The sequence below is a fragment of the Sphingomonas fucosidasi genome (genome assembly GCF_036663855.1).
GTDB classification, from domain to species: Bacteria; Pseudomonadota; Alphaproteobacteria; order Sphingomonadales; family Sphingomonadaceae; genus Sphingomonas; species Sphingomonas faeni_B.
In genome coordinates, this window is sequence record NZ_JAXOJR010000009.1 from 140,444 (window position 1) to 165,349 (window position 24,906).

The 24,906-nt window shown below is 65.5% G+C and carries 16 protein-coding genes and 1 pseudogene; 10 read left to right on the forward strand and 7 right to left on the reverse strand.

What is annotated here, in order from left to right; translation table 11 throughout:
- Positions 1-132 precede the first annotated feature (132 nt).
- The 5 genes from zwf to U1737_RS16465 form a co-directional block, all read right to left on the reverse strand.
- Positions 133-1,632, reverse strand: a complete 1,500-nt coding sequence (gene zwf, locus U1737_RS16445) for a glucose-6-phosphate dehydrogenase (RefSeq protein ID WP_332797511.1) — start codon at positions 1,630-1,632, stop codon at positions 133-135.
- Between the two features lie 123 nt (positions 1,633-1,755).
- Complete coding sequence (locus U1737_RS16450; protein ID WP_332797512.1) at positions 1,756-3,303, reverse strand: cation:proton antiporter; 1,548 nt, start codon at positions 3,301-3,303, stop codon at positions 1,756-1,758.
- Between the two features lie 220 nt (positions 3,304-3,523).
- The gene (locus tag U1737_RS16455; RefSeq protein ID WP_248525076.1) at positions 3,524-5,038 is read right to left on the reverse strand and encodes an efflux transporter outer membrane subunit; all 1,515 of its coding nucleotides are present in this window, start codon (positions 5,036-5,038) and stop codon (positions 3,524-3,526) included.
- A 4-nt stretch (positions 5,039-5,042) separates the two neighbouring features.
- Positions 5,043-8,255 carry an efflux RND transporter permease subunit gene (locus tag U1737_RS16460; protein WP_332797513.1) on the reverse strand — a complete coding sequence of 1,071 codons (3,213 nt, stop codon included), beginning with the start codon at positions 8,253-8,255 and terminating at the stop codon, positions 5,043-5,045.
- 6 nt (positions 8,256-8,261) lie between these two features.
- Positions 8,262-9,482 (reverse strand): efflux RND transporter periplasmic adaptor subunit, encoded by a 1,221-nt coding sequence (locus tag U1737_RS16465; protein ID WP_248525081.1) that lies wholly within the window; start codon positions 9,480-9,482, stop codon positions 8,262-8,264.
- A 114-nt stretch (positions 9,483-9,596) separates the two neighbouring features.
- On the opposite strand from U1737_RS16465, the gene U1737_RS16470 reads away from it, so the two are divergent.
- The 4 genes from U1737_RS16470 to U1737_RS16485 all read left to right on the forward strand — a co-directional run bounded on the left by U1737_RS16470 (position 9,597) and on the right by U1737_RS16485 (position 14,742).
- The gene (locus U1737_RS16470; RefSeq protein WP_248525083.1) at positions 9,597-10,187 is read left to right on the forward strand and encodes a TetR/AcrR family transcriptional regulator; all 591 of its coding nucleotides are present in this window, start codon (positions 9,597-9,599) and stop codon (positions 10,185-10,187) included.
- 80 nt (positions 10,188-10,267) lie between these two features.
- Positions 10,268-11,020 carry an SDR family NAD(P)-dependent oxidoreductase gene (locus U1737_RS16475; protein WP_332797514.1) on the forward strand — a complete coding sequence of 251 codons (753 nt, stop codon included), beginning with the start codon at positions 10,268-10,270 and terminating at the stop codon, positions 11,018-11,020.
- A gap of 252 nt (positions 11,021-11,272) precedes the next feature.
- Positions 11,273-12,883, forward strand: coding sequence for a GGDEF and EAL domain-containing protein (locus U1737_RS16480; protein WP_332797515.1), 1,611 nt, complete (start codon positions 11,273-11,275; stop codon positions 12,881-12,883).
- A gap of 65 nt (positions 12,884-12,948) precedes the next feature.
- Positions 12,949-14,742 carry a putative bifunctional diguanylate cyclase/phosphodiesterase gene (locus U1737_RS16485; protein ID WP_332797516.1) on the forward strand — a complete coding sequence of 598 codons (1,794 nt, stop codon included), beginning with the start codon at positions 12,949-12,951 and terminating at the stop codon, positions 14,740-14,742.
- Positions 14,743-14,811: 69 nt separating this feature from the next.
- On the opposite strand, the gene U1737_RS16490 is transcribed toward U1737_RS16485, so the two are convergent.
- On the reverse strand, positions 14,812-15,660 hold the full coding sequence (locus U1737_RS16490) for a response regulator (RefSeq protein ID WP_332797517.1): 849 nt from the start codon (positions 15,658-15,660) through the stop codon (positions 14,812-14,814).
- A 223-nt stretch (positions 15,661-15,883) separates the two neighbouring features.
- Between U1737_RS16490 and U1737_RS16495 the strand changes: the two genes are divergently transcribed.
- The 3 genes from U1737_RS16495 to U1737_RS16505 are packed head-to-tail and all read left to right on the forward strand — an operon-like array spanning position 15,884 to position 18,772.
- On the forward strand, positions 15,884-16,633 hold the full coding sequence (locus tag U1737_RS16495) for a response regulator (protein ID WP_332797518.1): 750 nt from the start codon (positions 15,884-15,886) through the stop codon (positions 16,631-16,633).
- Entirely contained in the window at positions 16,630-18,027 is a 1,398-nt protein-coding gene (locus tag U1737_RS16500; RefSeq protein ID WP_332797519.1) for a sensor histidine kinase, read from the forward strand. Before U1737_RS16495 ends, U1737_RS16500 begins: the two co-directional genes overlap by 4 nt.
- 34 nt (positions 18,028-18,061) lie before the next feature.
- Entirely contained in the window at positions 18,062-18,772 is a 711-nt protein-coding gene (locus tag U1737_RS16505; RefSeq protein WP_332797520.1) for an EF-hand domain-containing protein, read from the forward strand.
- 378 nt (positions 18,773-19,150) lie between these two features.
- Here the strand turns inward: U1737_RS16505 and U1737_RS16510 are convergent, their stop codons facing one another.
- Positions 19,151-19,747 (reverse strand): cysteine hydrolase family protein, encoded by a 597-nt coding sequence (locus U1737_RS16510; protein WP_248523279.1) that lies wholly within the window; start codon positions 19,745-19,747, stop codon positions 19,151-19,153.
- An 83-nt stretch (positions 19,748-19,830) separates the two neighbouring features.
- Here U1737_RS16510 and pncB point away from each other — a divergent pair, with 83 nt between their 5' ends.
- The 3 genes and pseudogenes from pncB to U1737_RS16525 all read left to right on the forward strand — a co-directional run.
- Positions 19,831-21,135, forward strand: a complete 1,305-nt coding sequence (pncB, locus tag U1737_RS16515) for a nicotinate phosphoribosyltransferase (RefSeq protein ID WP_248523277.1) — start codon at positions 19,831-19,833, stop codon at positions 21,133-21,135.
- Between the two features lie 158 nt (positions 21,136-21,293).
- On the forward strand, positions 21,294-24,191 hold the full coding sequence (locus U1737_RS16520) for a TonB-dependent receptor domain-containing protein (protein ID WP_248523275.1): 2,898 nt from the start codon (positions 21,294-21,296) through the stop codon (positions 24,189-24,191).
- Between the two features lie 171 nt (positions 24,192-24,362).
- Positions 24,363-24,906 (forward strand): annotated as a pseudogene (locus U1737_RS16525) (transposase); the annotation flags it as partial.

The window sequence follows — 24,906 nt, forward strand, 5'->3', positions numbered from 1 at the left end:
CCCCCCCGGCGAAGGCCGGGGCCCAATTGCGAAGGTTGGCGTAATGGAGCGCAGAGCCTCGTTATTGCCGTCCCCCAATTGGGCCCCGGCCTTCGCCGGGGTGGTATTCTGCGGGTCGTTTTAGGGGTGGTCTTACGGCACCGTTTGACCCGCCGGCGCGAGTTCGTGCCATTCGTGGCCGTCATGGGCGAGCAGCGCATCCGCCGCGGCCGGGCCGAGCGTGCCGGCTTCGTACGGCTCCGGAATGCTCTGGTCGGTCGCCCATAGATCGAGGAACGGCTGTACCGCGGCCCAGCCGGCTTCGATCGCATCGGCACGCTGGAACAGGGTCTGGTCGCCGGCAAACAGATCGTAGATCAGCGACTCGTAACCGGTCAGGTGGCCGATATCGAACGCGTCGGCGTAGCGGAAATCGAGCGCGATCGGGGCGGTCGCGACTTCGAGGCCGGGGCGCTTGATGTTGATGTCCATGCTCAGCCCCTCGTCCGGCTGGATCTGGATGATCAGGCGGTTGGGCGGAAGCATGTCCGCCGCGGCACCCGGGAACGAGGCGAACGGCACGGGCTTGAAGGTGATCACGATCTCGGTGTCGCGACAGGTCATCGCCTTGCCGGTGCGCAGGTAGAACGGCACTCCCGCCCAGCGCCAGGTGTCGACCATCAGCTTCAGCGCGACATAGGTCTCGGTATGGCTGTCCGGCGCGACGTCGGCGGTGGCGGTGTAGTCGGGGACGTCGTGGCCCTGCACCTTGCCCGCCGTATAGGCGCCGCGGACGCCGTTGCGCTTGGCCTGCGCTGGCGAATAGGCGCGGACAGCCTTGAGCACCTTGCCCTTCTCGTTGCGGATCGCCTCCGCATCGAAGTTCGCGGGCGGCTCCATCGCGACCATCGCGAGCAGTTGGAACAGATGGTTCGGCACCATGTCGCGCAATGCGCCGGTCGCATCGTAGAATTTGCCGCGCGTACCGACATCGACGGTTTCTGCCGCGGTGATCTGGACGTGCGCGATGCAGTCCGAATTCCAGACCCGCTCGATCATCATGTTCGCGAATCGCGCGGTCATGATGTTCTGCACGGTTTCCTTGCCGAGGAAATGATCGATCCGGTAGACCTGCGCCTCCGAAACTTTGTCGAGGATGCGCGCATTGAGATCGCGTGCGGAAGCGAGATCATGGCCGAACGGCTTCTCGATCGCGATCCGACGGAAGGCGTGCGGGGTTTCGGCCATCAGGCCGTGCTCCGCGAGCTTGTCGACGATATCGCCGAAGAACTTGGCCGGGACCGCGAAGTAGAACGCGACGTTGCCGGTCACGCGGGTCTTGAGCGCTTCGTAGACGTCGTCCTTGGTGAAATCGCCCTGGAGGTAGCCGACGCGATCCTTGAGGCGGGCCCAGGCCTCGCCTTTCTCGCCCGCGCCCTCGCCGCCCTTCGCATCGAAGCTGCCGAGCGCATCGCGGAGCGTCTGGTCGTTCCCCTCGTCGATGCCGACGCCGAGCACGTGGAAGTCATCGCCGACCAGGCCCAGCCGCGTCATATTGATCAGCGCGGGCATCAGCAGCCGACGGGTGAGATCGCCGAATGCCCCGAAGATCACGAGCGCCGTGGGCGGTGCTGGCTTCACGGACTTGCTCATGAATTCGCCTCGGACATGCATCGACCCTTTCTACGGCAGTTCTGGGGTTTGGGTGGTTCTCTCAAACAGCGTAGCGTGCGCCGATGTTCCCGGCACGTGGTTCCGTCGCGCTCACCCGGGCGATCAGGTCGCCGTGAGGATATTGTCGCCGAACGAGCGTGCGTCGACCTCGGACCAGTCGAGTTCCTCCTGCAACCGACGATAGACGTCCTCGGCGATTTCGCCGCTGTCGCGCATCCGGTGGAGGACGACGCGCTGGCAGGCGATCATCTCAAGGTGGAGTTCGTCGAATTCGGAAGTGGCCTGCGGATCGTCGGCCTCGGCGGTGACCTTGCCCGCGGCGCCATAGCGGAAGCGCAGCGCATCCGCCGCTTCGCCGGCGCGCGCGGGCAGCACGGCGAGGCCGGCTTCGATCAGGCGTTTGCGCGCGGGGGCGATCTCGTCCGCGAGCCCGGAATCCGCACCGAGGTTCAACCGTCGGATCAGCGGGCCGAGCGTAAGCCCTTGCAGCATCAGCGTACCGATCACCACGCCGAACGCGGCGAGCACGATCAGGTCACGGCCCGGCACCGAACTCGGGAGCGCGAACGCGGTGGCCAGCGTCAGCAGACCCCGCATGCCGGACCAGGACAGGATCAACGACGCATTCCACGGCGGCGGCTTGGGGAGCCAGGACGGCGCATAGCGGCTGGCGATCACGCCCTCCACGAAACGCACGAGGAATACCCACGCGACTCGCGTCACCAGCACGGTCGCGAGCACCGCGGCGGCGAACCCGATCGCCGGCCAGCGCTCGGCCGCGGGCAGACGCTCCAGCACGTCGCGCGATTGCAGCCCCATGAGTGCGAAGGCGATGATGTTGAGGACGAGGACCGCCGCCGACCATACCGCTGCACTCTGGAGCCGGTCGCGGGCCGGCTGGCCGATCGGACGGCGCTGCGACACGATCATGCCGAACGTGACGACACCCAGCACGGGTGAAATGTGCAGCCGTTCGGCCAGCAGCCAGATCCCGAAGGTCACGGCGAAATCGGCGAGGCTGGCGCCCAGCGTGCCCGCGAACAGCGGTGCGACGCGGAGATAGATCCATGCCGACAGCGCGCCGAAGACGATCCCGCCGGGCACCGCGGCAGCGAGCGCGAGCGGCGTCACCGGCGTGTCCGAATGCGTCGCGAACGCCACCGCGAGCCCGAACAGGAGCAGTGCGGTGGCGTCGTTGAGCAGGCTTTCGCCCTGAAGCAGTAACAGTCCGCGGCGGGGAATGCCGACCTCGCCCAGCACGGCCTCGGAAGCGGCGGCATCGGGCGGCGCGACGATCGCCCCCAGCGCGAAGGCGGCGGCGAGCGGCAGGCCGCCGAGAGTCATGCCGACCAGCGCCACCATCGCCGCCGTGACGAGCACCGCGAACACCGCCAGCGACAGGAGCGGGAACCAGTAGCGCCGCAACGCCCGCGGGCTGGTGTGATAGGCCGCGTGGAGCAGCGCCGGCGCGATGAACAGCGCGAGCGCCAGATGCGGCTCGACCGCGATCTTGGGCGCGAACGGCAGCAGCGCAAAGCCCAGACCCGCCGCCGCCAGCAAGGTGGGATAAGGGACGTTCAGCTTGCGCGCGAGGACCAGCAGGACCAGCGCGGCGAGCAGGATCGCATCGAGGCTTTCGAAGAGTTGCACCGGGGCGCAACGGTCCGCGCCCCGCTATGGGCCCGATCGGTAGCATCTGGAGACAGGGTCTGGGGCCAACCGCCATTCGGCACGTACGATCCTCCCCCGCCAGGGGGAGGTGGCACCGAAGGTGACGGAGGGGGCGGATACCCAACCTACGTCGCCCTTTCCTCTTCCTGCGTCCGGCAAGCGCCAGACACATCCCCCCGGGCGTGGGAGGATTACCGGGTCAGTTTTGCGGGCGCGGGTCCGGCGACCGGGTCGTCGTGACCCCGCCGCCCAGGGCGCGATACAGTTCCACTGCATTGCTGTCGCGGGTCAGGCGGGCCGCGAGCAGGCTCTGTTGCGCCGTATACAGCGACCGCTGCGAATCGAGCGTGTTCAGGAACGCGTCGATGCCCGCACGGAAGCGCAGTTCCGACAGCTTGAACGCGCCCGCCGCATTGTCGCGCAACGACGTCTGCGCCGTGAGCTGTGCGCCGATCGTGCCACGCCGCGCGAGGGCGTCGGCGACTTCGCGGAAACCCGTCTGGATGCTCTTCTCGTACGTCGCGACGGCGGCGTCGCGCGTGGCCTGGGCATAGCGCAGATTGCCCTTGTTGCGGCCGAAGTCGAACAGCGTCTGGCTGACCGACGGCGCGACCGACCAGTTCTGCGTACCGCTGCCGAACAGGTTCGACAGGCCGAGACTGATCGTCCCGAACGCCGCGGTCAGCGAGATGTTCGGGAAGAATGCCGCGCGCGCCGCGCCGATATTGGCGTTGGCGGCGATCAGCTGATGCTCGGCCGAGGCGATGTCGGGACGGCGCAGCAATACCTCCGACGGCAGGTTGGCCGGCAGGTTCTCCAGCGTCGGGCTGGTTTCCTCGAGCCGCGCCGGCAGCATGTCCGCGGTCAGCGTAGTGCCGGCAAGCAGGTTCAGCGCGTTCTGGTCCTGCGCGATCAGCGTCGTCGCCTCGGCGATATCCGAGCGGGCCTGATCGTAGCTGGTGCTGGCCTGGCGGACTTCAAGTTCGGAGGCGATACCGATCCGGAAGCGGTCCTGCGTCAGCTTGACCGTCTGGCCGAACGCCCGCTCGGTATCGCGCGCGATCTTCAGGCGATCCTGATCCGCCGCCATCGTCAGCCACTGCGTCGCGATCTCGGCGATCAAGGAAACCTGGGCTGCGTTGCGGTTTTCTTCTGCGGCGAAATACTGTTCCTGCTGCGCCTGAGTCAGGTTGCGGACGCGGCCGAACAGGTCGATTTCCCATGCCGAGACGCCGACATTGGCCGAATAGATATCGGCACGGCCGCTGGACACCGCGCCGCCCGCACCGCCTCCGGTGCCGCCAGTACCGCCCGTTCCACCGCCGGTACCGCCACCGACCACGCCGAACGGCGACTGCTGATAGGTCGCACCACCGTTGGCGGCGAGCGTCGGGAACAGGTCGGCGCGCTGTACGCGGTATTGCGCGCGGGCCTGCGCGACGTTGGCGACCGAGACGCGCAGGTCGCGGTTGTTCTCCAGCGCGGTGCGGATCACGCGACGCAGGCGGTCGTCGGTGAAGAACACCTCCCACGACGTGTCGGCGGGCATGATCGCGCCCGCCGCATCGGTCGCCGCATAGGCGGGACCGACGGGGGTCGCCACCGGCACCGATAATTCGGGCCGGGCGTATTTCGGGGCGAGGTTACACCCGGCGAGCGTGAGCCCGGCGGCGAACACGAGCGCGGTCTTGCGCGAGAGCATGGGGGTCAACATCGGATCAGGCCTCCTGCGGCCGCTGGTCGTGGGGCGGACGACGGCTATCGTCGTGGCCGCCGTCACGGTTATCGTCATCATTGCGTACCTGATCGCGGTCCTGCCCCGAGCCGGCCTTGTCCTGCTTGAAGACGCGCTTCACGAGCAAGAAGAACAGCGGCACGAAGAAGATCGCGAGGACGGTCGCGGACAGCATGCCGCCGACCACCGCCCAGCCGATCGCGTTCTGGCCGCCGGCGCCGGCACCGCTCGACAGTGCGAGCGGCAACACGCCGAAGATGAACGCGAACGAGGTCATCAGGATCGGGCGAAGGCGAAGCTTCGCCGCCTCGACCGCGGCATCGGCCGCATTCATCCCGTCGCCCATCTTCTCCTCGGCGAACTCGACGATCAGGATCGCGTTCTTCGCTGCCACGCCGATCGTCGTGATCAGACCGACCTGGAGGTAGATGTCGTTGTTCAGCCCCGCGATCATCGCCGCGAGCACCGCGCCGAGCACGCCGAGCGGCACCACGAGGAGCACGGCGATCGGGATCGACCAGCTCTCGTACAGCGCGGCGAGGCAGAGGAACACGATCAGCAGCGAGAGCGCATAGACCGTGGTCGACTGGCCGGCGGACAGGTTTTCCTCATAGCTGAGGCCGGTCCACTCATAGCCGATGCCGGGGGGCAGCTTGGCTGCCATCTCCTCCATCGCCTTGATCGCGGTGCCGCTGCTGACGCCCGGTGCCGGCGAGCCCATGATCTCGAACGACGCGACGCCATTGTAGCGCTCCAGGCGCGACGGGCCGTATTGCCAGTTGGTCGTCGAGAAGGACGAGAACGGCGCCATCGCGTTGCTGGTGGTGCCACGGACGTAGAAGTTGCCGAGATCCGCGGGCGAGGTGCGGAACGGTGCATCGGCCTGGACGAACACCTTCTTCACGCGACCGCGGTCGATGAAGTCGTTGATGTAGGCGCCGCCGAACGCGGTGCTGACGGTGGTGTTGATGTCCGCCTGGCTGAGGCCGAGTGCCCCCGCCTGTGCCTGGTCGACGTTCAGTTTCAGCTGTGGCGCATCCTCCAGGCCGTTCGGGCGGACCTGTATCAGGCGCTTGTCCTGGCTGGCCATGCCAAGCAGCATGTTGCGCGCCTCGAGCAGTTTCTCGTGACCGACGCCGGCATTGTCCTTCAGCATGAAGTCGAAGCCGTTGGCGTTGCCGAGTTCCTGCACGGCCGGCGGCACGAAGCCGATCACCATGCCGGCACGGATCCCGGCAAGCGCCTGGTTGGCGCGGGCGGCAACCGCGGCGACGGTGTTTTCGGCGCCGCTACGATCTTCCCACGGCTTGAGCTGGATGAAGGCGAGGCCGACATTCTGGCCCTGGCCGACGAAGCCGAAGCCGCTGATCGTGAAGATGCCGGCGATGTTGGCCTTCTCGTCGACGAGGAAGTGATCGCGCAGCTTGTCCATCGTCCGCGCGGTTTCTTCCATCGGCGTGCCGGTGGGCATCGAAACCTGGGCGAACATCAGCCCCTGATCTTCCTCGGGCAGGAAGCCCGACGGCAGGCGCAGGAAGACGAACGCCATCGCGACGACGATCACGGCATAGACCAGCATCGTGCGGACCCAGCCCTTCTCGACGCGGCGCAGGCCATTGCCGTATTTGCCGACGCCCTTGTCGAAGGTGCGGTTGAACCAGCCAAAAAAGCCCTTCTTCTCGCCGTGATCCTGCTTCGATGGCTTCAGAATGGTGGCGCAGAGCGCCGGCGTCAGGATCAACGCGACCAGAACCGAGAGCACCATCGACGACACGATGGTGATCGAGAACTGGCGGAAGATCACGCCGGTCGAACCGCTGAAGAACGCCATCGGCAGGAACACTGCGGACAGGACAAGACCGATGCCGACCAGCGCGCCGCTGATCTCGTCCATCGACTTCTTGGCGGCTTCCTTCGGGGAAAGCCCTTCCTCCTGAATGAGGCGCTCGACGTTCTCGACGACGACGATCGCGTCATCGACGAGCAATCCGATCGCCAGCACCATGCCGAACAAGGTCAGCGTGTTGATCGTGAATCCCGCCGCGTACAGCACCGCGAGCGAGCCGAGCAGCACGACCGGCACCGCGATCGTCGGGATCAGCGTGGCGCGGAAGTTCTGGAGGAACAGGAACATCACGAGGAAGACGAGGATGATCGCCTCGACCAGCGTATGGACGACCTGCTCGACCGACAGCCGCACGAACGTGGAGTTGTCGACCGGGAATGCGACCTTGACGTCGGACGGGAATTGTTTGGCGATCCGGTTCACCTCGGCCTTGACCAGCTTGACGGTGTCGAGCGCGTTGGCGCCCGGCGCCAGCTTCACGCCGAAGCCTGCCGCCTGCTTGCCGTTATAGCGCGCCTGGAAGCTGTAGTTCTCGGACCCCATCTCGACGCGGGCGACATCCGACAGGCGCACGGTCGCGCCGCTGGTTGCCGAGCGGACAATGATCGCGCGGAACTGCTCCGGCGTCTGCAGGCGCGACTGTGCGGTCACGGTGGCGTTGAGCGACTGGCCCTTCACCGCCGGAAGACTGCCGACCTGACCCGCCGAAACCTGTGCGTTCTGCGCGGTCAGCGCCGAAGTGATGTCGGTGACGGTGACGCCGAGGTTCGACATCTTGAACGGATCGACCCAGATGCGCATCGAGTATTGCGCGCCGAACACCTGCGTGTCGCCGACGCCCTTGATGCGGCTCAGCGGATCCTGGAGCTTCGAGGCGATCATGTCGCCGAGATCGACCTGGTCGTGCGCGCCGTTTTCCGAATAGGCGGCGATCACGAGCAGGAAGTTGGCGGTCGCCTTGGTCACGCGGAGACCGGCCTGCTGGACTTCCTGCGGGAGGAGCGGCGTCGCCTGTTGCAGCTTGTTCTGGACCTGGACCTGCGCGATGTCGGGATCGGTGCCCTGCTCGAAGGTGAGCGTGATCGCGAGATTGCCCGAGCCGTCCGAGGTCGAGGCGAAGTAGCGAAGGTTGTCGATCCCCTTCATCTGCTGCTCGATGATCTGCGTCGTCGTGTTCTCGAGCGTCTGCGCGTCGGCGCCCGGATAGGACGTCGCGACCGTCACCTTGGGCGCGGCGATCTCAGGGAACTGGGCGATCGGCAACTGACGGATCGCGAGGATACCGGCCAGCATCAGGATGATCGCGATGACCCATGCGAAGATGGGTCGATCGATGAAATAGCGTGACATGGGCGGTTACTTCCCGGCCTGTGTATTGCCTGCTGCCGGGGCGGCGGCTGGATCAGCAGCAGCGCCGGCATTCGCGGCGCCGTTGCCGGCGGGCTTGGTGACCTGCTGCGGCGCGGCGGGCTTGACGGTCGCGCCGGGACGCAGGTTGAGCAGCCCCTCGACGATCAGCTTGTCGCCGGGCTTTAGGCCGCTGGTGACGATCCACTTGTCGCCGATCACGCGATCGGTGGTGACGGTGCGCTGCTCGACCTTGTTCTGCGCGTTGACGACCAACGCGGTCGCACCGCCGCGCGGATCGCGCGTGATACCGGCGGTCGGCGCCATGATCGCGTTGCGGCGCGTGCCTTCGACCAACTTGGCGCGGACGTACATGCCCGGCAGCAACAGGCCGTTGGGGTTGGGGAAGCGCGCGCGCAGCGTCACCGCACCGGTGGTCTGGTCGACGGTCACTTCGGCGAACTGAAGACGACCCTCGATCGGATAGATCGTGCCGTTGGGAAGGATCAGCTGGACGCGCGCGCTGCCGTCGCCGCGGGTCACGCCGCCGGTCGCCATCGCCTGCTTGAGATCGAGCAGCTGCGCCGCCGACTGGTTGACGTCGACATAGACGCTGTCGGTGCGCTGGATGGTCGCGAGCGCATCCGTTTGGCCGGTCTGGACGAGCGCGCCGACGGTCGCCAGCGAGCGGCCGATGCGACCCGAGATCGGCGCCTTGATGCGCGTGAAGCCGAGGTTGACTCGCGCCGACTGCACCGCCGCCTGCTGCGCTGCAACATTGGCGCGAGCCTGCTGCGCGGAGGCGGTGGCGTTGTCCGCCTCCTGCTTGCTGACCGCGTTCAGCGCGACGAGCTGGCCGTAGCGCTGGGCCTGCAAACGGGTCGCGTTGATCTGCGATTGCGCGGCCCCGAGCTGGCCCTGCGCGCTGGCGAGCGCCGCGCGATAGGGGGCATCCTCGATCGCGTAGAGCACCTGGCCCTTGCTGACCATCGCGCCTTCGGTGAACAGGCGATCGCGGATCACGCCGCTGACCTGCGGGCGAACTTCGGACGTCTCCACCGCGGCGATCCGGCCGGGCAGCTCGGAGGTGAGCACCACCGGCTCCTCGGCGACGCTGACGACGCCGACCGTCGGAGTCGGCGGGGGTGGCGGCGCCTGCTCCTTGTTGCAGGCCGACAGCAGCGCAAGCGCGGTCAGTGCCACAGATCCCTTGAGGTTCAATCGCTGCATGTTGAGCATCCCGACGTCCGTGCAGATGAGTTTTACCGGAATGAACGTTCATTCCGCTTGCTTGCCCGCTAGGATTGTGCGAGCGGCAGGTCAACCAAAAAACGCATCGGGAACATGATTTTGAGTGCAGTGCAGCATGAACTGGGTAGCCGGGAGCGTATCGTTGCCGCAGCCCGTCATCTGTTTGCGACCCAGGGGTTTCATCAGACGCCGATGTCCGAACTGGCGGTGGCGGCGGGTGTTTCCGTCGGCCAGATCTATCGCCTGTTCACCGGCAAGAATGCGGTGATCCAGGCGATCGTAATGGAAGATGCCATCGCCAAGATGGCCGAATTGCAGACGATGAACGACTCGGTCAAATGCGAAGGGCTGACCATCGAGGACGGGTTCGTCGAGCTCGCGCGGCGCGCGCTGTCCAAGGGCGACGAGGCGCTGTCGTTCGAGATCATGGCCGAGGCGCACCGCAATGCCGACGTCGCGGACACGATCGCCGAGCTCTGCCGCGGGTTCCGCCAGATGATCCGCGAATTGGCCTGCGTCGCCAACCCCGATCTGCAGGAAAAGGAACTGGAGGGTGCCGAGGAGCTGATCCTGGCGTTCATGTTCGGACTTGGCCACCGCACCTTGTCGCGCCCGCGCCTGTCGGAGGACGAGACGGCACGGCTGACCGGCCGGATGATCCTCGCGGCGGTGCGCGCACTTTAAGAGCGGACCATTTGCGCGGCGGACGTTCGTGCCTAGATAGCCCCTGCCCCCACCCCGGGCGACTTCGGCTAGGAAACGACATGACCAGAACCGTTCTCATCACCGGCGCCACCTCGGGGATCGGCGAAGCCGCCGCCCACGCCTTTGCCGGTGCGGGCTGGCGGGTGATCGCGACCGGGCGTCGCGCCGAGCGGCTCGATGCGCTGGTCGCCGCACTGGGCGCGGACACGGTCCATCCCGCGGTATTCGACGTCTGCGACGAGCGCGCTCGCGATGCCGCGCTGGACGCGCTGCCCGAGGCGTTTCGCGACGTCGACCTGTTGATCAACAATGCCGGGCTCGCGCTGGGCACCAAGCCTGCGGACCAGGCGGACGTCGACCAGTGGAAGACGATGATCGCGACCAACGTCACCGCGCTCGTATCGCTTACGCACCGGATGCTGCCCGGCCTGATCGCGCGGAAGGGTGCGGTGATCAATATCTCGTCGGTCGCCGCGACCTACCCCTATACCGGCGGCAACGTGTATGGCGGGACCAAGGCGTTCGTCGAACAATTCTCGCTCGGGCTGCGCTCCGACCTGCACGGCAAGGGCGTCCGCGTGACGTCGATCGAGCCGGGCATGATCGAAACCGAATTCACCCTCGTCCGCACCGCCGGCGATCAGGCGGCGTCGGATACGCTGTACGGCGGCGCCGACCCGATGACCGGCGCCGACTTGGCCGCGACGCTGCTGTGGATTGCCGAACTGCCGCCGCATCTCAATATCAACCGGCTGGAGATCATGCCGGTCAGCCAGTCGTTCGCGGGGTTCCAGGTCGCGCGGAACGGATGACCGCAACAGACACCAGGTTTCTCAAGGGTTTCTACAATGTAACGTCCGGCGAGCGTAAAACGTCATGCATCCTTAGGTGATCGCTCGATTTCTCAGTTGCCTCCCGATAATCGCGTGCTGGCGCTCGGCGGTACGAACCATCGCTTAACCACGCCGGCTGTAAGCCGTGGCATGACCCACTGCCCACGTCCCGTGACCGATAGTTTTCAAGATCGACCTGTTTCGCGCGAACCCGGTCGATCCTCGGACGGCATGCCCTCCGCGACGGCGATGCTCGACATGCTCCCTGGGCTCGTGGCGTATTTCGACCGTGACCTGACGTATCGCTACGCCAATGCGACCTACGCATCATGGCGCGGCATCGCCCCCGACCAGATCGTCGGACGACATTGTCGCGACATCGTCGGCGACCTCAACTTTCCGACCGTCCTGCCGCGCCTGATCGACGCCCTGGCCGGCATGCCGGTTACCTATGAATATGCGTTGTTCGACGGCGGCAACGCACGGCGTGTCCAGGGGAGCTACGTCCCCGACGTCGATAGCGACGGCGCCGTCCGCGGGATCGTCGTGCTGGTGACCGATATCAGCGTGCGCAGCGATCTCGAGGCGCGCATTGCCGAGAACGAGATCATGTTCAACGATGCGTTCGAGCATGCCCCCGTCGGCATGGCCGTCACCAACGCAGACGGGAGGATGGAGCGGGTGAATTCCGCATTCGCCGCCATGCTTGGACGGACGATCGAGGATGTTGCAGGACTTGATTTCCGGACGATCACGCATCCCGACGATCAAAATGCCGACGCGCTGCTCTTCGGAGAGATCGTGGCAGGGTACCGGGACGAATATACGCTGGAAAAGCGCTACCTTCATCCAAGCGGCGAGCCGGTCCACGCGTCGCTCGCGGTCTCGGCGGTCCGCGCACCGGACGGCAGCCTGATCCGGATGATAGCGCATATCCAGGACGTGACCGAGCGCCGGCGCGCGGATCGCGCCCTTCAGGAAATCAACGCGCGGCTCACGCTGGCGATGGAGGCCGTACGCGGCGGCTTCTGGCACATCGACGTGGAAACCAAACGCTTCGAAACCTCCCCGAGTTTCTCGCGATTCGTGCGTGGGCCGGAGGGGGCGGGCCCGATCGACCTCGATACGTACGGCGAATATATCGCGCCGGCCAACCGCGATGCCGCCTCGGTCCAGACGCTGCTCGACGGCGAGATCGACGACGCCTCCGTCGAGTACGAGCTTTCGACGATCAACGGTCCGCGCTGGATGCGATGCGACCGCAAGCTGCTTCGTGCCCCGGACGGCAGTCCCTTGCGCATCGTCGGCGTGACGATCGACATCTCGGAAGATCGGGAAAGACAATTGCGCGCCGTCGTCGCCGCGGAAACCGATCCATTGACCGGGTTGCTCAACCGTCGAGGGCTCGACCAACGACTCGAACAGACCAAGCCCGGCGTCTCCGTCGGGATCATCGCGATCGATCTCGACCGGTTCAAGGCGATCAACGACCGCTTCGGCCACAGCGTCGGTGACGCGGTCCTGGTCGAGGTCGCCAGGCGTCTGCGCGGCGCCGTGCGCGCTAGCGATCATCTTGCGCGGCTTGGCGGCGACGAATTCGCCGTGTTGTTACCCGAAGCCGATGACGCCCGGTTATCCGTGGTTGCCGATCGGATCGAACGCGCGTTGGCCGAGCGCATGACGATCAACGACGCCCCGCTGCCAATCAGTGGCAGCGTCGGCGCGGTTCTCATGGACGGATCGACCACGACACCCGCAGTCCAGAGCTTCGCGGCGGCGTTGCGACGTGCCGATGCAGCGCTGTATGCCGCGAAGCGCAAGCATCACCTGCGAAGAACTTAACGCGGATTATAAATAATTGGTCTTAAGTTTACACTCACTTAAGTCATATAGGCCAAAATACTATCATGACCAAAACGGTGCACGAGGAAGCGCGGCTCGACGCACTTCTGCAGCTCAACATCCTCGATAGTCCGGCCAGCGAGAGCTTCGACCGGATCACCAGGATGGCAAGTCAGATTTTCGGCCTGCCGGTGTCGGCGATCTCGTTGACGGACGAGGATCGTCAGTGGTTCAAATCCCGTGTCGGCGTCGAACACACCGAACTCGACCGCAGCAGCGCGCCCTGTTCGGAAGTCGCCGAGACGACCAGGCCTTTGGTGATTCCCGACTTGCTCGACCACCCTTTCTACAAGACGAGCCAACTCGCGCTGTCGGGCACGAGATTCTATGCTGGAGCGCCGCTGACGACCCGCGATGGCTTCGGCCTGGGCTCGTTGTGCGTGACTGGGACCGAACCCCGCACCGTGACTGCCGACGAGATGGCCGCCTTGCGCGACCTCGCGGCCATGACGATGTCGCAGATCGAGCTGCAACATGCCTTTGGGCGAATCGACCCGATCAGCGGATTGCCGAACCGTCGGCAATTTCTCGACGATCTGGACGATCTTACGCGCGACCACGGCGGGGAGCGCCGCCTGCTGGTGATGCTCGACCTCGCCCGGACCGATCAGATCGACAACATGACCCGGGTCCTTGGCTCCGAGCACGTCGTCGATATGGTCAAGGTCGCAGCGCTTCAATTGCGCGATGCGCTAGCCGAAAATCGTCGCGCTTATCATGTCGCCGCAACCCAGTTCGTGTTCTTCGCCGAGCCCGACGTCGAAGACGACGCCTACGTCGCCCTGCTGACGGAAAAAGTCGAGCAGTGCAGCAGGACATCGACTTTGCGGTTTTCGACCACCGGCGCAGTCGGCGTCGTGCCGATCATTCTCGGCATGGTCGAACCGACCGACGTGCTGCGGTTCGCACATGGTGCGGCGCAAGATGCGCGAACGCTCGAAACGACCGTGTCGTTCTTCTCCTCGGCCAACGACACGGTCCACCGCCGCCGCTACGATCTGCTGCGGGACTTCGAGGCTGCGCTGGCGACCGACGATCAGTTAAGACTGGTCTACCAGCCCCGCGTCAATTTAACGTGTCGCCGGTGCCTGGGCGCAGAAGTCCTGTTGCGCTGGAACCATCCGATCCTGGGTGAAGTGTCGCCTGCGGAGTTCATTCCGCTGATCGAGCAGACCTCGCATGCCAAACCCCTCACACAATGGGTCGTCGACCGGGCACTGGAGCAACTCGGCGGCTGGATTACCGACGGTTTTACCGGCAATCTGTCGATCAACCTGTCGGCAAACAATCTCGAGGAACCGGATTTCGCCGCGCGGATCCAATTGCTGCTGCTGAAACACCGGATCCGCGCCGACCGGATCGAGCTCGAGGTCACCGAGAGCGCGATCATGCGGAACGTAGCGCAGGCGCGCGAGCAACTCGCCGCGCTACGGGCCGCCGGAGTCCGGCTCGCGATCGATGATTTCGGCACCGGCTACAGCAGTCTCGCCTATCTCCAGCAACTGCCGGTCGATGTCGTCAAGATCGACCAGAGCTTCATGCGCGACCTTGATTCGACCCTCAACGGCGGCGACGAGCAGACGCTCGTCCGGACGATGATCCGGTTGTCGCACGAGCTTGGCTACCGGGTCGTCGCGGAGGGCGTCGAGACCGAAGGCGTCGCAGCCTGCTTGTCGACGATGGAGTGCGACGAGGCCCAGGGGTTCCTGTTCGCCCGACCGATGCCCGCGGCGCAATTCCTGGAATGGTTCATGGCGCATCCGGGCGACGCCGCAAGCACGCCGCGCGCCGCCGCATAATTCCGGCGACCGACTCCAGCGCCTGAGTCCGCCACCTGTTCAGCCCGACGCCGCGAACGACCTGCCTGATCAGGCGGCGATGACGTCGGCGATGAAAAGATAGCCCTTGCCACGTACCGTCCGGATGATCTCGGTCCGATCGAAGGCGGCAAGTTTGCGCCGTAAACGGCTGATGTTGACGTCGATCGTCCGATCTTTGGACGAGGTATCGGCGCGTCCCGACAATGCGATCATGTCCTCGCGCGTGTGAACCGCGTGCGGATGCGTGACGAAAGCATCCATCATCTGGAACTCCCCCTCGGTCAACGACACGATCTCGCCGCCGGGCGCCTGCAGCGATCGCATGCGGCAATTGAGCGTCCAGCCGGCAAACCGGTACGTCGTATTGTAACGCGCGGCTTCCCCTGGCTCGGCGATGATCCCCACGTCCGTACCCGTGGCTGTGGTCCGATTGCGACGCCGCAATACCGACCTGATGCGGGCGAGGATCTCACGCGGGGTGGATGGCTTCGTGACATAATCGTCCGCGCCCATCTCCAGCGCGACCACGCGGTCGACCTCGCTCGACAGGGCCGACAACATGATGACGCCAGGGGGATCGGCGAACTGGGCAAGTCCGCGCAACACGGAAAGACCATCCTCGCCGGGCATCATCATGTCGAGTATCACGAGATCGCAGGGCCGTTGAACCAGCCTTGCCCTTAACGCCGCACCGCTCGACACCGCCTCCACGCCGAGACCGTTATCGACGAGAAACTCGGTCAGAAGCTCGCGCAGACCGGGGTCGTCATCGACGATGATGATCCGCGCGGCGTGATACGCCGTGTCCTCCGCGGGATCGTGTGTCGCATCATCCCGCCACTCGGCGATGAGCGGCGGGCGCGAGATCGCAGGTTCGTAATGCTGGGAAACGTTCATCGCCGGCGACTTTCGGGGAGAGGGAGACGGTGAGCCATGCCGTCCCAACTGCACCCGGTGTTTGTCCGGGATGTTTCCCGATGTGACGCCCCCTGCCCCACCGTGACACATAGGCTAGTAACGGCCTCTCTAACCTACGTTTCTCGCAACGAGAGGATGCGAGGCGACGTACTTTGGCGCATGCAGAAACATCGCGAACACACGCGCGCGCTAGGATCGCCACATGATGCCGAATCCCGTCCCCGAATCGTTCAATGCGGCTACCGACGGCGCGTCGCCGAAACCGACGCTGCTGATAGTCGACGACGACCACATGATCCGCACGCTGCTGGCGCAGAGCCTCGGCATGCACGGCTATCAGGTCGAAACCGCGACGAGTGCACAGGAGATGGACAGCGTGCTGGCGCGCCAGTCTGTGTCGCTGATCCTGCTCGACGTCATGATGCCGGGCGAGGATGGCCTGTCGGTCTGCCGCCGCCTCGCGCGCGCTGCCGGGCCGCCGGTGGTGATGCTGAGCGCCCTCGGTGAGGAACCCGACCGGATCCTGGGGCTCGAGATCGGTGCCAGCCACTATCTTACCAAGCCGTGCAGTCCGCGTGAGATCCTCGCCACCGTCCGCGCAGCCTTACGTGCGCGTGAGATGCAGGATGCCAGCGAAGGGCGGGCTTATGGTTTTCTCGGTTGGCGGGTCGATTTCGCCGCGCATGAACTGTTCGACGCCGACAACACGCTCATCGACCTGACCGATGGCGAGTTTGCCGTGCTGCGTGCGTTCGTCGAGCGCCCCCGACGCGTCCTGGCACGCGATGCGTTGCTGGAGGCGGCGCGCGGGCCCGATACCGACGCCTTCGATCGGGCGATCGACGTCCAGGTCAGCCGTCTTCGACGCAAACTCCGCTCGCGTGGCGACGACATCATCAGGACGATCCGCAACGAGGGGTATTTCTTCGTCCCACGCGTGGTGCGGCTATGACCGGGGCGTCCCACCCGATCGGCAGGGACACCGGCAGGGACGATGCGCGCGCGCGCAATCTGCAACGATCCTGGCCGTTGTTCCTGCGGATCTTCGCGCTCATGTTGATCACCGTATTGCTGGTGCAGGTGCTGAACTTCGCCACGCTGCTGCTGATGCCGCCGCCGACGCCGATTATTTTCACGACCACCCGTATCGCGGCGTTCGCGCGCACCGGGGTGGATCCCGCCAAGTTGCTGAAGACCCAAATCTCGACGCGCCGACCGGACCCGACCGACAGTCCGCGCGACCGCCGGATCGGCGCGGTGATCGCCAGCGATCTGGGCCTGCCCACGTCCGCGGTCGTCGTCGAGGCCGAGCGGTCTGGAAGCCCGATGTTCGCAGGCGCGCTCCGGCCGCCGATACCGATGGGACCGTCGATGGGACCGCGTCGCCATCACAATTTCGCCGCCCTGGAGAACGCGCTGTTCGGCCCGTTCATCGTCTCCATCGACCTGGGCGGCGGTCGATGGCGGGTGATCCGCCCGACCAGTGCCGTGATGGGACCGTGGCGGATCCGCATCATCCTGTGGTTTCTGGTGGCGCTGGCGGTGGTCGCGCCGATCGCGTGGGCGCTGGCGCGGCGGGTGGTCAAGCCGATCGGTCAGTTCACCGCTGCGGTCGAACGGCTCGGTCGCGATCCGCGGGCAGAACCCCTGACGCTCACCGGTCCGCCCGAGATCGCCGAGGCGGCGGTTGCCTTCAACGTGATGCAGGAACGACTCAATCGCTATGTCGAGGATCGGACGACGTTGATCGCCGCGGTCGCGCACGACCTGCGGACACCGCTGATGCGGCTGTCGTTGCGGCTCGAAAAGGCACCGGAAGATATCCGAATCGCCACCGAGGAAGACATCCAGGAGATGAGCCACCGGATCGGCGCGGCGATGGCCTTCGTGCGCGATATGACCCGCCATGTCCGCCGCCAGCGTCTGGATCTGCGATCGCTCGCGGAGAGCGTTACCGACGAGTTCGCAGACCGCGGCGACGACGTCGTGCTTCAGTCCGGCGGCCCCCTGACGATCGAAGGCGACGCGCCCTCGTTGAAGGCGTTGATCGGCAATCTGATAGGCAATGCGGTCAAATATGCCGGTCATGCCGAGATGCTGCTGTACCGCGACCGCGACATGGTCGTGATCGAGGTGCAGGATCGCGGCCCGGGCATGAAGCCCGACGATCTGGTCCGCGCGTTCGAACCCTTCTTCCGTGCCGAACAATCCCGCAACCGCGATACCGGCGGGATCGGGCTGGGTCTCGCAAGCGTCCGTGCCGTCGCGCGCGCACATGGCGGCGACGCGACGATCGAGGCGCGCGCCGAAGGCGGTCTGCGCGCCCGTATCACGCTGCCCGGCTGACCGGCCCTATCCTTTTCAACATCCAGGAACCGCCATGCGACGTGTCATCACGATTGGGCTTGCCGCTGCACTGGCAGGGTGTGCCACAGGCCTCCCCCGCCCCGGCGGTCCGCCCGAACGCGGTCGGGGCCAATTGTTCATCAGCCCGATGGGCGAACCGTTTCGTACGATCCTTCGCCCCGGAGCAGCGCGAAACCTGTGGTTTGCAGGTGCGGATACCGACGGTGACGGGCGGATCACGCTGGTCGAATTCCAGCATGACGCACTGCGTTTCTTCTCCACACTCGATCGCCGCAAGGACGGCGAAATCGATCCGGACGACATCGCTTCCTATGAAAACGTGCTCGTCCCGGAAATCCGCGTCGTCGGCGGCCGCCATAGATCCGATGGGAGCAGGCCGGGTGACGACGGCACTGCCGGCAATACTGCCCGTGGCGGGCCGGCCATGCGCTTCGGGAATGGCGGCGCCAGCAAGACCGCGGGGCCACGCGAACGCCTGGGCGCGGCACGTTACGGGTTCTTCGACTTCCCCGAGCCGGTCGTAGCGGCCGATCGCAACGGTAACCGCGGCATCGACGCGGGTGAGTTCACCACCACCGCGACGCTCCGGTTCGCGGCCCTCGACCGCAACCAGGATGGTGCGCTCACCTGTGGCGAGTTGCCCCAGGCGGGAGCCGAGACATGGCGCAACGGATCCGACGCGCCCGCCGCGCCGATCGGCGACCGGGAGCCGGTCAGGCCCTGATCCCGAAACGGCGCGAGACTGGATACTCCCGCGATGTCATGTCGATTCTCTCCGGTGGCGATGGAGTTTCAGCCGAGCAGCCCGGAGACGATCCAGCGGCGACTTACGGCGGATTTTACGATCGCGACACCGCACCGACGACACGCAGACCGCTGAATCGCATCGCTCGGCGCATCCCGGTGACGCGACCGCGGCACATGGCGTCCGGTCGAGCATTCCGGCGATGGTACCAACAGGCGCTGCATGACATTTCCCTCCGAGTTTTCGGGCTAGGCATGCGCGCCGATCCTGTCCGCAGTGTTTCAAGTACGTATCAACGCATTGCCGGTCAGACGCGACGGGCGAGACCGTTTGCGCGAGGACGTGATGCGCCCAACGCTATCGACCGGAGATATCCAGGCGCTGGCCCGCGAAATCTTCCGCTGCAACCCGGTCGATCTGGCGCTCGATGCCGCGCGTGAGATCGCGCGGGATCGTCACCGCGAAACCGCGGGCGATCAGTCCCTCGACCGCCCAGCGAACGCAATAGTCCGCCGCGACACCGATCACCGTGACCTCGCTGACGCCCTTTGCGGTGAGTCCGGCAAAGAACTCGTCACGCAAGATGGACGGCTGTCCCGCCTCGCGCGCGCCCTCGATCGCGAGGGCCGGTTCGGCCCACATGTCGAACACCCCCTTCTCGATCCGCCACGCCGGGATCGCCGGCTCGATCAGTGCCACGTCGAGCATGTTGCGCCACCCTTGCGTACCCTTAACGCAGTGGATCGGGAACATCTTCGCCTCGGGCGACGTCGGATAGGTCTCGACGAAATGCGTGTCGAAGGTAAACAGGACGCCCGCGGTTTCGCCGGGCTTCAGCGCCGCGAGCCACGCCTGCATCGGCGCGACCAGAGCCGCCGCTCCCGCCACGCTCAGCGCGCCCTGCTCCGCCATGAAATCCCACTGCGTATCCACCACGACCACGAACCGCGCCATCGCCCGTCTCCTTTGCCCGCTGCTTGACACACTCGCGTCTTCTCGGACACCCGCCGCCTAACGCAACGCAGGAGCCCACGCGCATGGCCGTGACCGATATCGCCACCCGGACGTATAATCACAATTTCCGGCTCGATCCGATCGTGCGCAGCCTGCTCGACACCGATTTCTACAAGCTGTTGATGTTGCAGATGATCCGGCAGGTCTATCCGGACGTGACCGCGACCTTCGCGCTGATCAACCGGACGAAGACCGTGCGGCTGGCGGAAATCGTCGACGAGGCCGAACTGCGCGCGCAACTCGATCACGCGCGGACGCTCAGGTTTGCGAAGAAGGAGCTGATCTGGCTCGCGGGCAACAGCTTCTACGGGAAGCAGAAGATGTTCGGGCCGGAGTTTCTGGGCTGGCTCGCCGAGTTCCAGCTACCGGCATACGATCTGCGCAAAGTCGACGGCCAGTACGAGCTGCATTTCGAGGGCCCTTGGTCGCACACGACGATGTGGGAAATCCCAGCGCTGACGATCATCAACGAACTGAAATCGCGCGCAGCCCTGCGCGATCGCGGGCGGTTCGCGCTCGACATCGTCTATGCGCGCGCCAAGGCCAAGCTGTGGGAGAAGGTCGAGCGGTTGCGCGAACTGCCCGACCTCGTGCTGTCGGACTTCGGCACGCGGCGGCGGCACGGCTTTCTTTGGCAGCGCTGGTGCGTCGAGGCGTTGAAGGAAGGGCTCGGCGACCGGTTCATCGGCACGTCGAACGTACTGCTGGCGATGGATGCGGATCTGGAGGCGATCGGCACGAACGCGCACGAACTGCCGATGGTCACCGCCGCGCTGGCCGACAGCGACGCGGAGCTGGCCGAGGCGCCCTACCGCGTGCTCGAGCATTGGCGACAGCATTATAACGGCAACCTGCTGATCGCGCTGCCCGACGCGTTCGGAACGACCGCGTTCCTGCGCAACGCGCCGCACTGGCTGGCGGAATGGACCGGTTTCCGCCCCGACAGCGCGCCGCCGATCGCGGGTGGGGAGCAGATCATCCGCTGGTGGGAGGAACAGGGGGTCGATCCGAAGACCAAGCTGCTGATCTTTTCCGACGGCATGGACATCGACACGATCGAGCAGGTTTACGGGCATTTCCACGGCCGGGTGCGCATGAGCTTCGGCTGGGGGACGAACCTGACCAACGACTTCCGCGGCTGCGATCCGGACGGGGCGACTGCGCTGGAGCCGATCTCGCTGGTCTGCAAGGTGATAGCGGCCAACGGGCGCCCGGCGGTGAAGCTGTCGGACAATCCCGCCAAGGCGACGGGCGAACCGACGGAGATCGCTCGCTATCTACGCGTGTTCGGCGAAGCGGATCGCGCGGCCGCGCCGGTTCTGGTCTAACCCTCGAACGTGGCATTCGTGCAACAGAACCGACATATTTCGCAATAAAGTTGTCGCATAGACCGATATCACCTTGCTTCGTTACGCCCAAGCCGTGATCCGTATACAAAATAAATAGAGCGGATGCCGGACGGATACACGAACAGGGGGACAGGTTCATGCGCGCGTTCAAGACGTTTTCCTATGCAAGCGCCGGGGGGTTGGCGCTGGCAACGATGCTGGCGGCGACGGCGGCCCAAGCCCAGACCGTGACCACGCCAGCCACGCAAGCGGCGCCGGTAGCCGACGATGAGACCGGCGGCGATATCGTCGTGACCGGGTCGCGCATCCGTCGCAGTCCGCTCGATCAACCGTCGCCGGTCATCACGGTCGATGCGGAATCGATCCAGCGGACCGGGCTGTCGTCGGTCGCCGACGTGCTCCAGCGGTTGCCGAGCGCGGCGGGCGGGTTGAACTCGAAGGTCAACAATTCGGGGAACATCGGCAATCCGCCCGACGGCGGTGGCGTCGGTGCAGGGTCGGCGGAGATCGACCTGCGCTACCTCACCGCCAAACGGACGCTGGTGCTGGTCGACGGCCTGCGCTTCGTCAACGGCGCCTCGGCGAGCGGTATCCCCTCGACGGTCGATCTCAACACGATCCAGGTCGGCTCGATCGAGCGGATCGAGATCCTCCAGTCGGGCCAGTCGCCGCTCTATGGCTCGGACGCGCTGGCCGGCGTCGTCAACATCATCACCAAGTCGCAGCAAAAGGGGCTGAAGGCGTCGGCGCAGTTCGGTACGTTCCGGCAGGGCGACGGCCATACGCAGGACTATAATGTCAGCTACGGGATCCAGGCGCCGCGGACGAGCGTGGTGTTCGGCGGCAGCTATGTGAAGCAGGAGGCGGTGCGCACCGGCGACCGCGCGATCTCGCAATTCCCCAACCCCGGCCAGACGAGCTGCACCGATCCGATCGGCGGCTGTTCGAGCGCGACGGTGAACGGCTATGTGCAACTCACCGGCGCCGCGCTGACGCTCAAATCCGCGCCGATCCTTGGCCGACCGCGCTACGATGCGGCGAACCCCACGGGCGCGAACAGCGACTTCCGCCTGCTCACCGCGTCGGACCGGTTCAACTTCGCGCCGTTCAACTATTTCCTGACACCGTCGGAGCGGTACGGCTTCTTCGTCAGCGCCAAGCAGGAGCTGACCGACAGCGTAAACCTGCGCGTGAAGATGAACTACACGCGGCGCAATTCGCAAAACCAGGCGGCATTCCTGCCGCTGTTCGTCGGGCCGGACGCCGGCAACGGCAATCTGCTCGACACGATCTCGATCGATGCGACCAACCCGTTCAACCCGTTCGGCTACACATTGTCGGCGGGCGGCGCGGGTAACGCGCCGGCGAACTATTCGACGGTGCGGCGTCGTCTCGTCGAGGCGGGGCAGCGGACCTATTCGCAGACCGTCGACACGATGTCGGCGACCGCGACCCTCGACGGCTCGTTCACCGTCGGCAGCCGTAAATTCTACTGGGACGCCAATGCGGTGCTCGGCTTCAACGATGCCAAGCAGCTGTTCACCGGCAACATCAATGCGGCGCTTCTACAACAGGCGCTGGGCCCGGTCGCGAACTGCACCGGGGCGTGCGTCCCGTTCAACATCTTCGGCGGCGCGGGCTCCGTTACCCCGCAGATGCTCGCCTATATCGCGTTCGACGAGCGCGCGCGTAGTTCGCAGAGCCTGGAGGATTACACCGCCAATATATCGGGCGACCTGTTCGACCTCCCCGCTGGGCCGGTCGGCATCGCCGCGGGCTATGAGCACCGCGTCCAATATGGCAGCTTTACGCCCGATCCTCTGATCACCGCGGGTCTCGGTGCGGACATCCCGGCGCAGCCCGCACGCGGCAATTTCAATTCGGACGAAGTCTATGCCGAGTTGCGCGTACCGCTGATCCACGACACGCCGCTGATCCATTCGCTCGAAGTCGGCGGCGCGGTGCGGCATTCGAACTATTCGACCAGCGGCAGCAACACGACCTACACCGGCAGCGGGTTGTGGAAGCCGGTCAGCGACCTGCTGTTCAGGGCGTCCTATGCGCAGGGCTTCCGTGCGCCGAGCATCGGCGAGCTGTTCGGGGCGGAATCCCGCTCGGACGCACCGATCGACGATCCCTGCACCAACGTCGCCGGGTCGCCGTACCAGACGTCCGCCACGGTGCGTGCGAACTGCACTGCAAACGGCGTGCCGGCAAACGGGAGTTACCAGGAGCCGAATGGCGGCCAGCTCGGCGTGCTGACGGGCGGCAACACCGCGTTGAAACCGGAAACCTCGCGGACCTGGCTGTTCGGCGGCGTCTATGCTCCGAACTGGGCGAGGAACAGCGGCTTTGCGAGCCAGCTGAGCATCGAGGGCAATTATTACGACATCAAGGTGACCGACGCGATCGCACCCGTCGCAGCGCAGCTGACGTTGAGCCGCTGTGCGGAATCGGGCGATGCGCTGAGCTGTGCGGCGATCACGCGGACCTCGAACGGGCTGATCTCGCGGATCAACGCGCAGTTGCAGAATATCGGCGGGATCCGCACCCGCGGTGTCGACGTGACGATGGTGTACCGCTCGCCGCGCACCTCGGCGGGGACGTTCGGGCTGTCGCTCAACGGCAATATCCTGCTGAAATATGCCGAGACCTTCCCGGCGGCGACGGGCTTCACCACCACCGACTATCGCGGCACGACCCGCGGCTTTCCGGATCAATCCTACCCCAAGCTCAAGGGAAACGGGGTGATCGACTGGGATATCGGCGCAGCGCGCGCGTCGTTTACCGGCCGCTATATCGACAGCGTGAAGGAAGCCGATGGCAAAAAGCTCAAGAGCACGTTCTACGGCGACGTTCAGGTCACGCTGGCACCGGGCTGGCTGCAGAACCGGCTGGGGCTGACGATCGGCGTGAACAACGTGTTCAACCAGGACCCGCCGGCCTGCTTCAGCTGCACCGGGCCGAATTACGATCCGACCACGTATGACGTGCCGGGGCAGTTCGGCTATATCCGTCTGTCGTGGGGCCTTTGATCCCGCGGGCGTGATCTGGTGGGAAAGGCGGTCCGCTGATGGCGGGCGGACCGCCTCCTGTCATCCTGACGAAAGTCAGGATCCAGAGTTACAAAGGACATCGCGCGTGACGTGACCCCCGTTTTTTCCTCCAGTTGGAGCTAGAGTCCGACCCCGGAAAGGGACGGACAGATGAAGCGGAAGCAGTTTTCGGAAGAGCAGATCATCGGCATCCTGAAGGAGGCCGAGGCTGGTGCGGTGGTGACGGATCTGTGCCGGCGGCACGGGATGTCGAGCGCGACCTATTACGCCTGGAAAGCCAAGTTCGGCGGCTTGGAGGTGTCCGATGCGAAGCGGCTGCGGGCGCTCGAGGAGGAGAACGCCCGGCTCAAGCGACTGCTCGCGGACACGATGCTGGACAACGCAGGTCTGAAGGACCTGCTGGCAAAAAAATGGTGACGCCCGCCGCGAAGCGGGAAGCGGTCGCGCATCTCCAGACGGCGCTGGGGATGAGCGAGCGGCGGGCGTGTGCTGTCGTCGGGGCGGATCGCACGAGCATGCGGTATCGCTCAAGCCGGGCAGATGATGGCGACCTTCGGTCGCGTCTGCGCGAGCTGGCGCAGCAGCGCCGACGGTTCGGCTATCGGCGGTTGCACATCCTGCTGCGGCGGGAGGGCATCACGATCAACCGCAAGAAGACACAGCGGCTTTACCGCGAGGAAGGTCTGACAGTCCG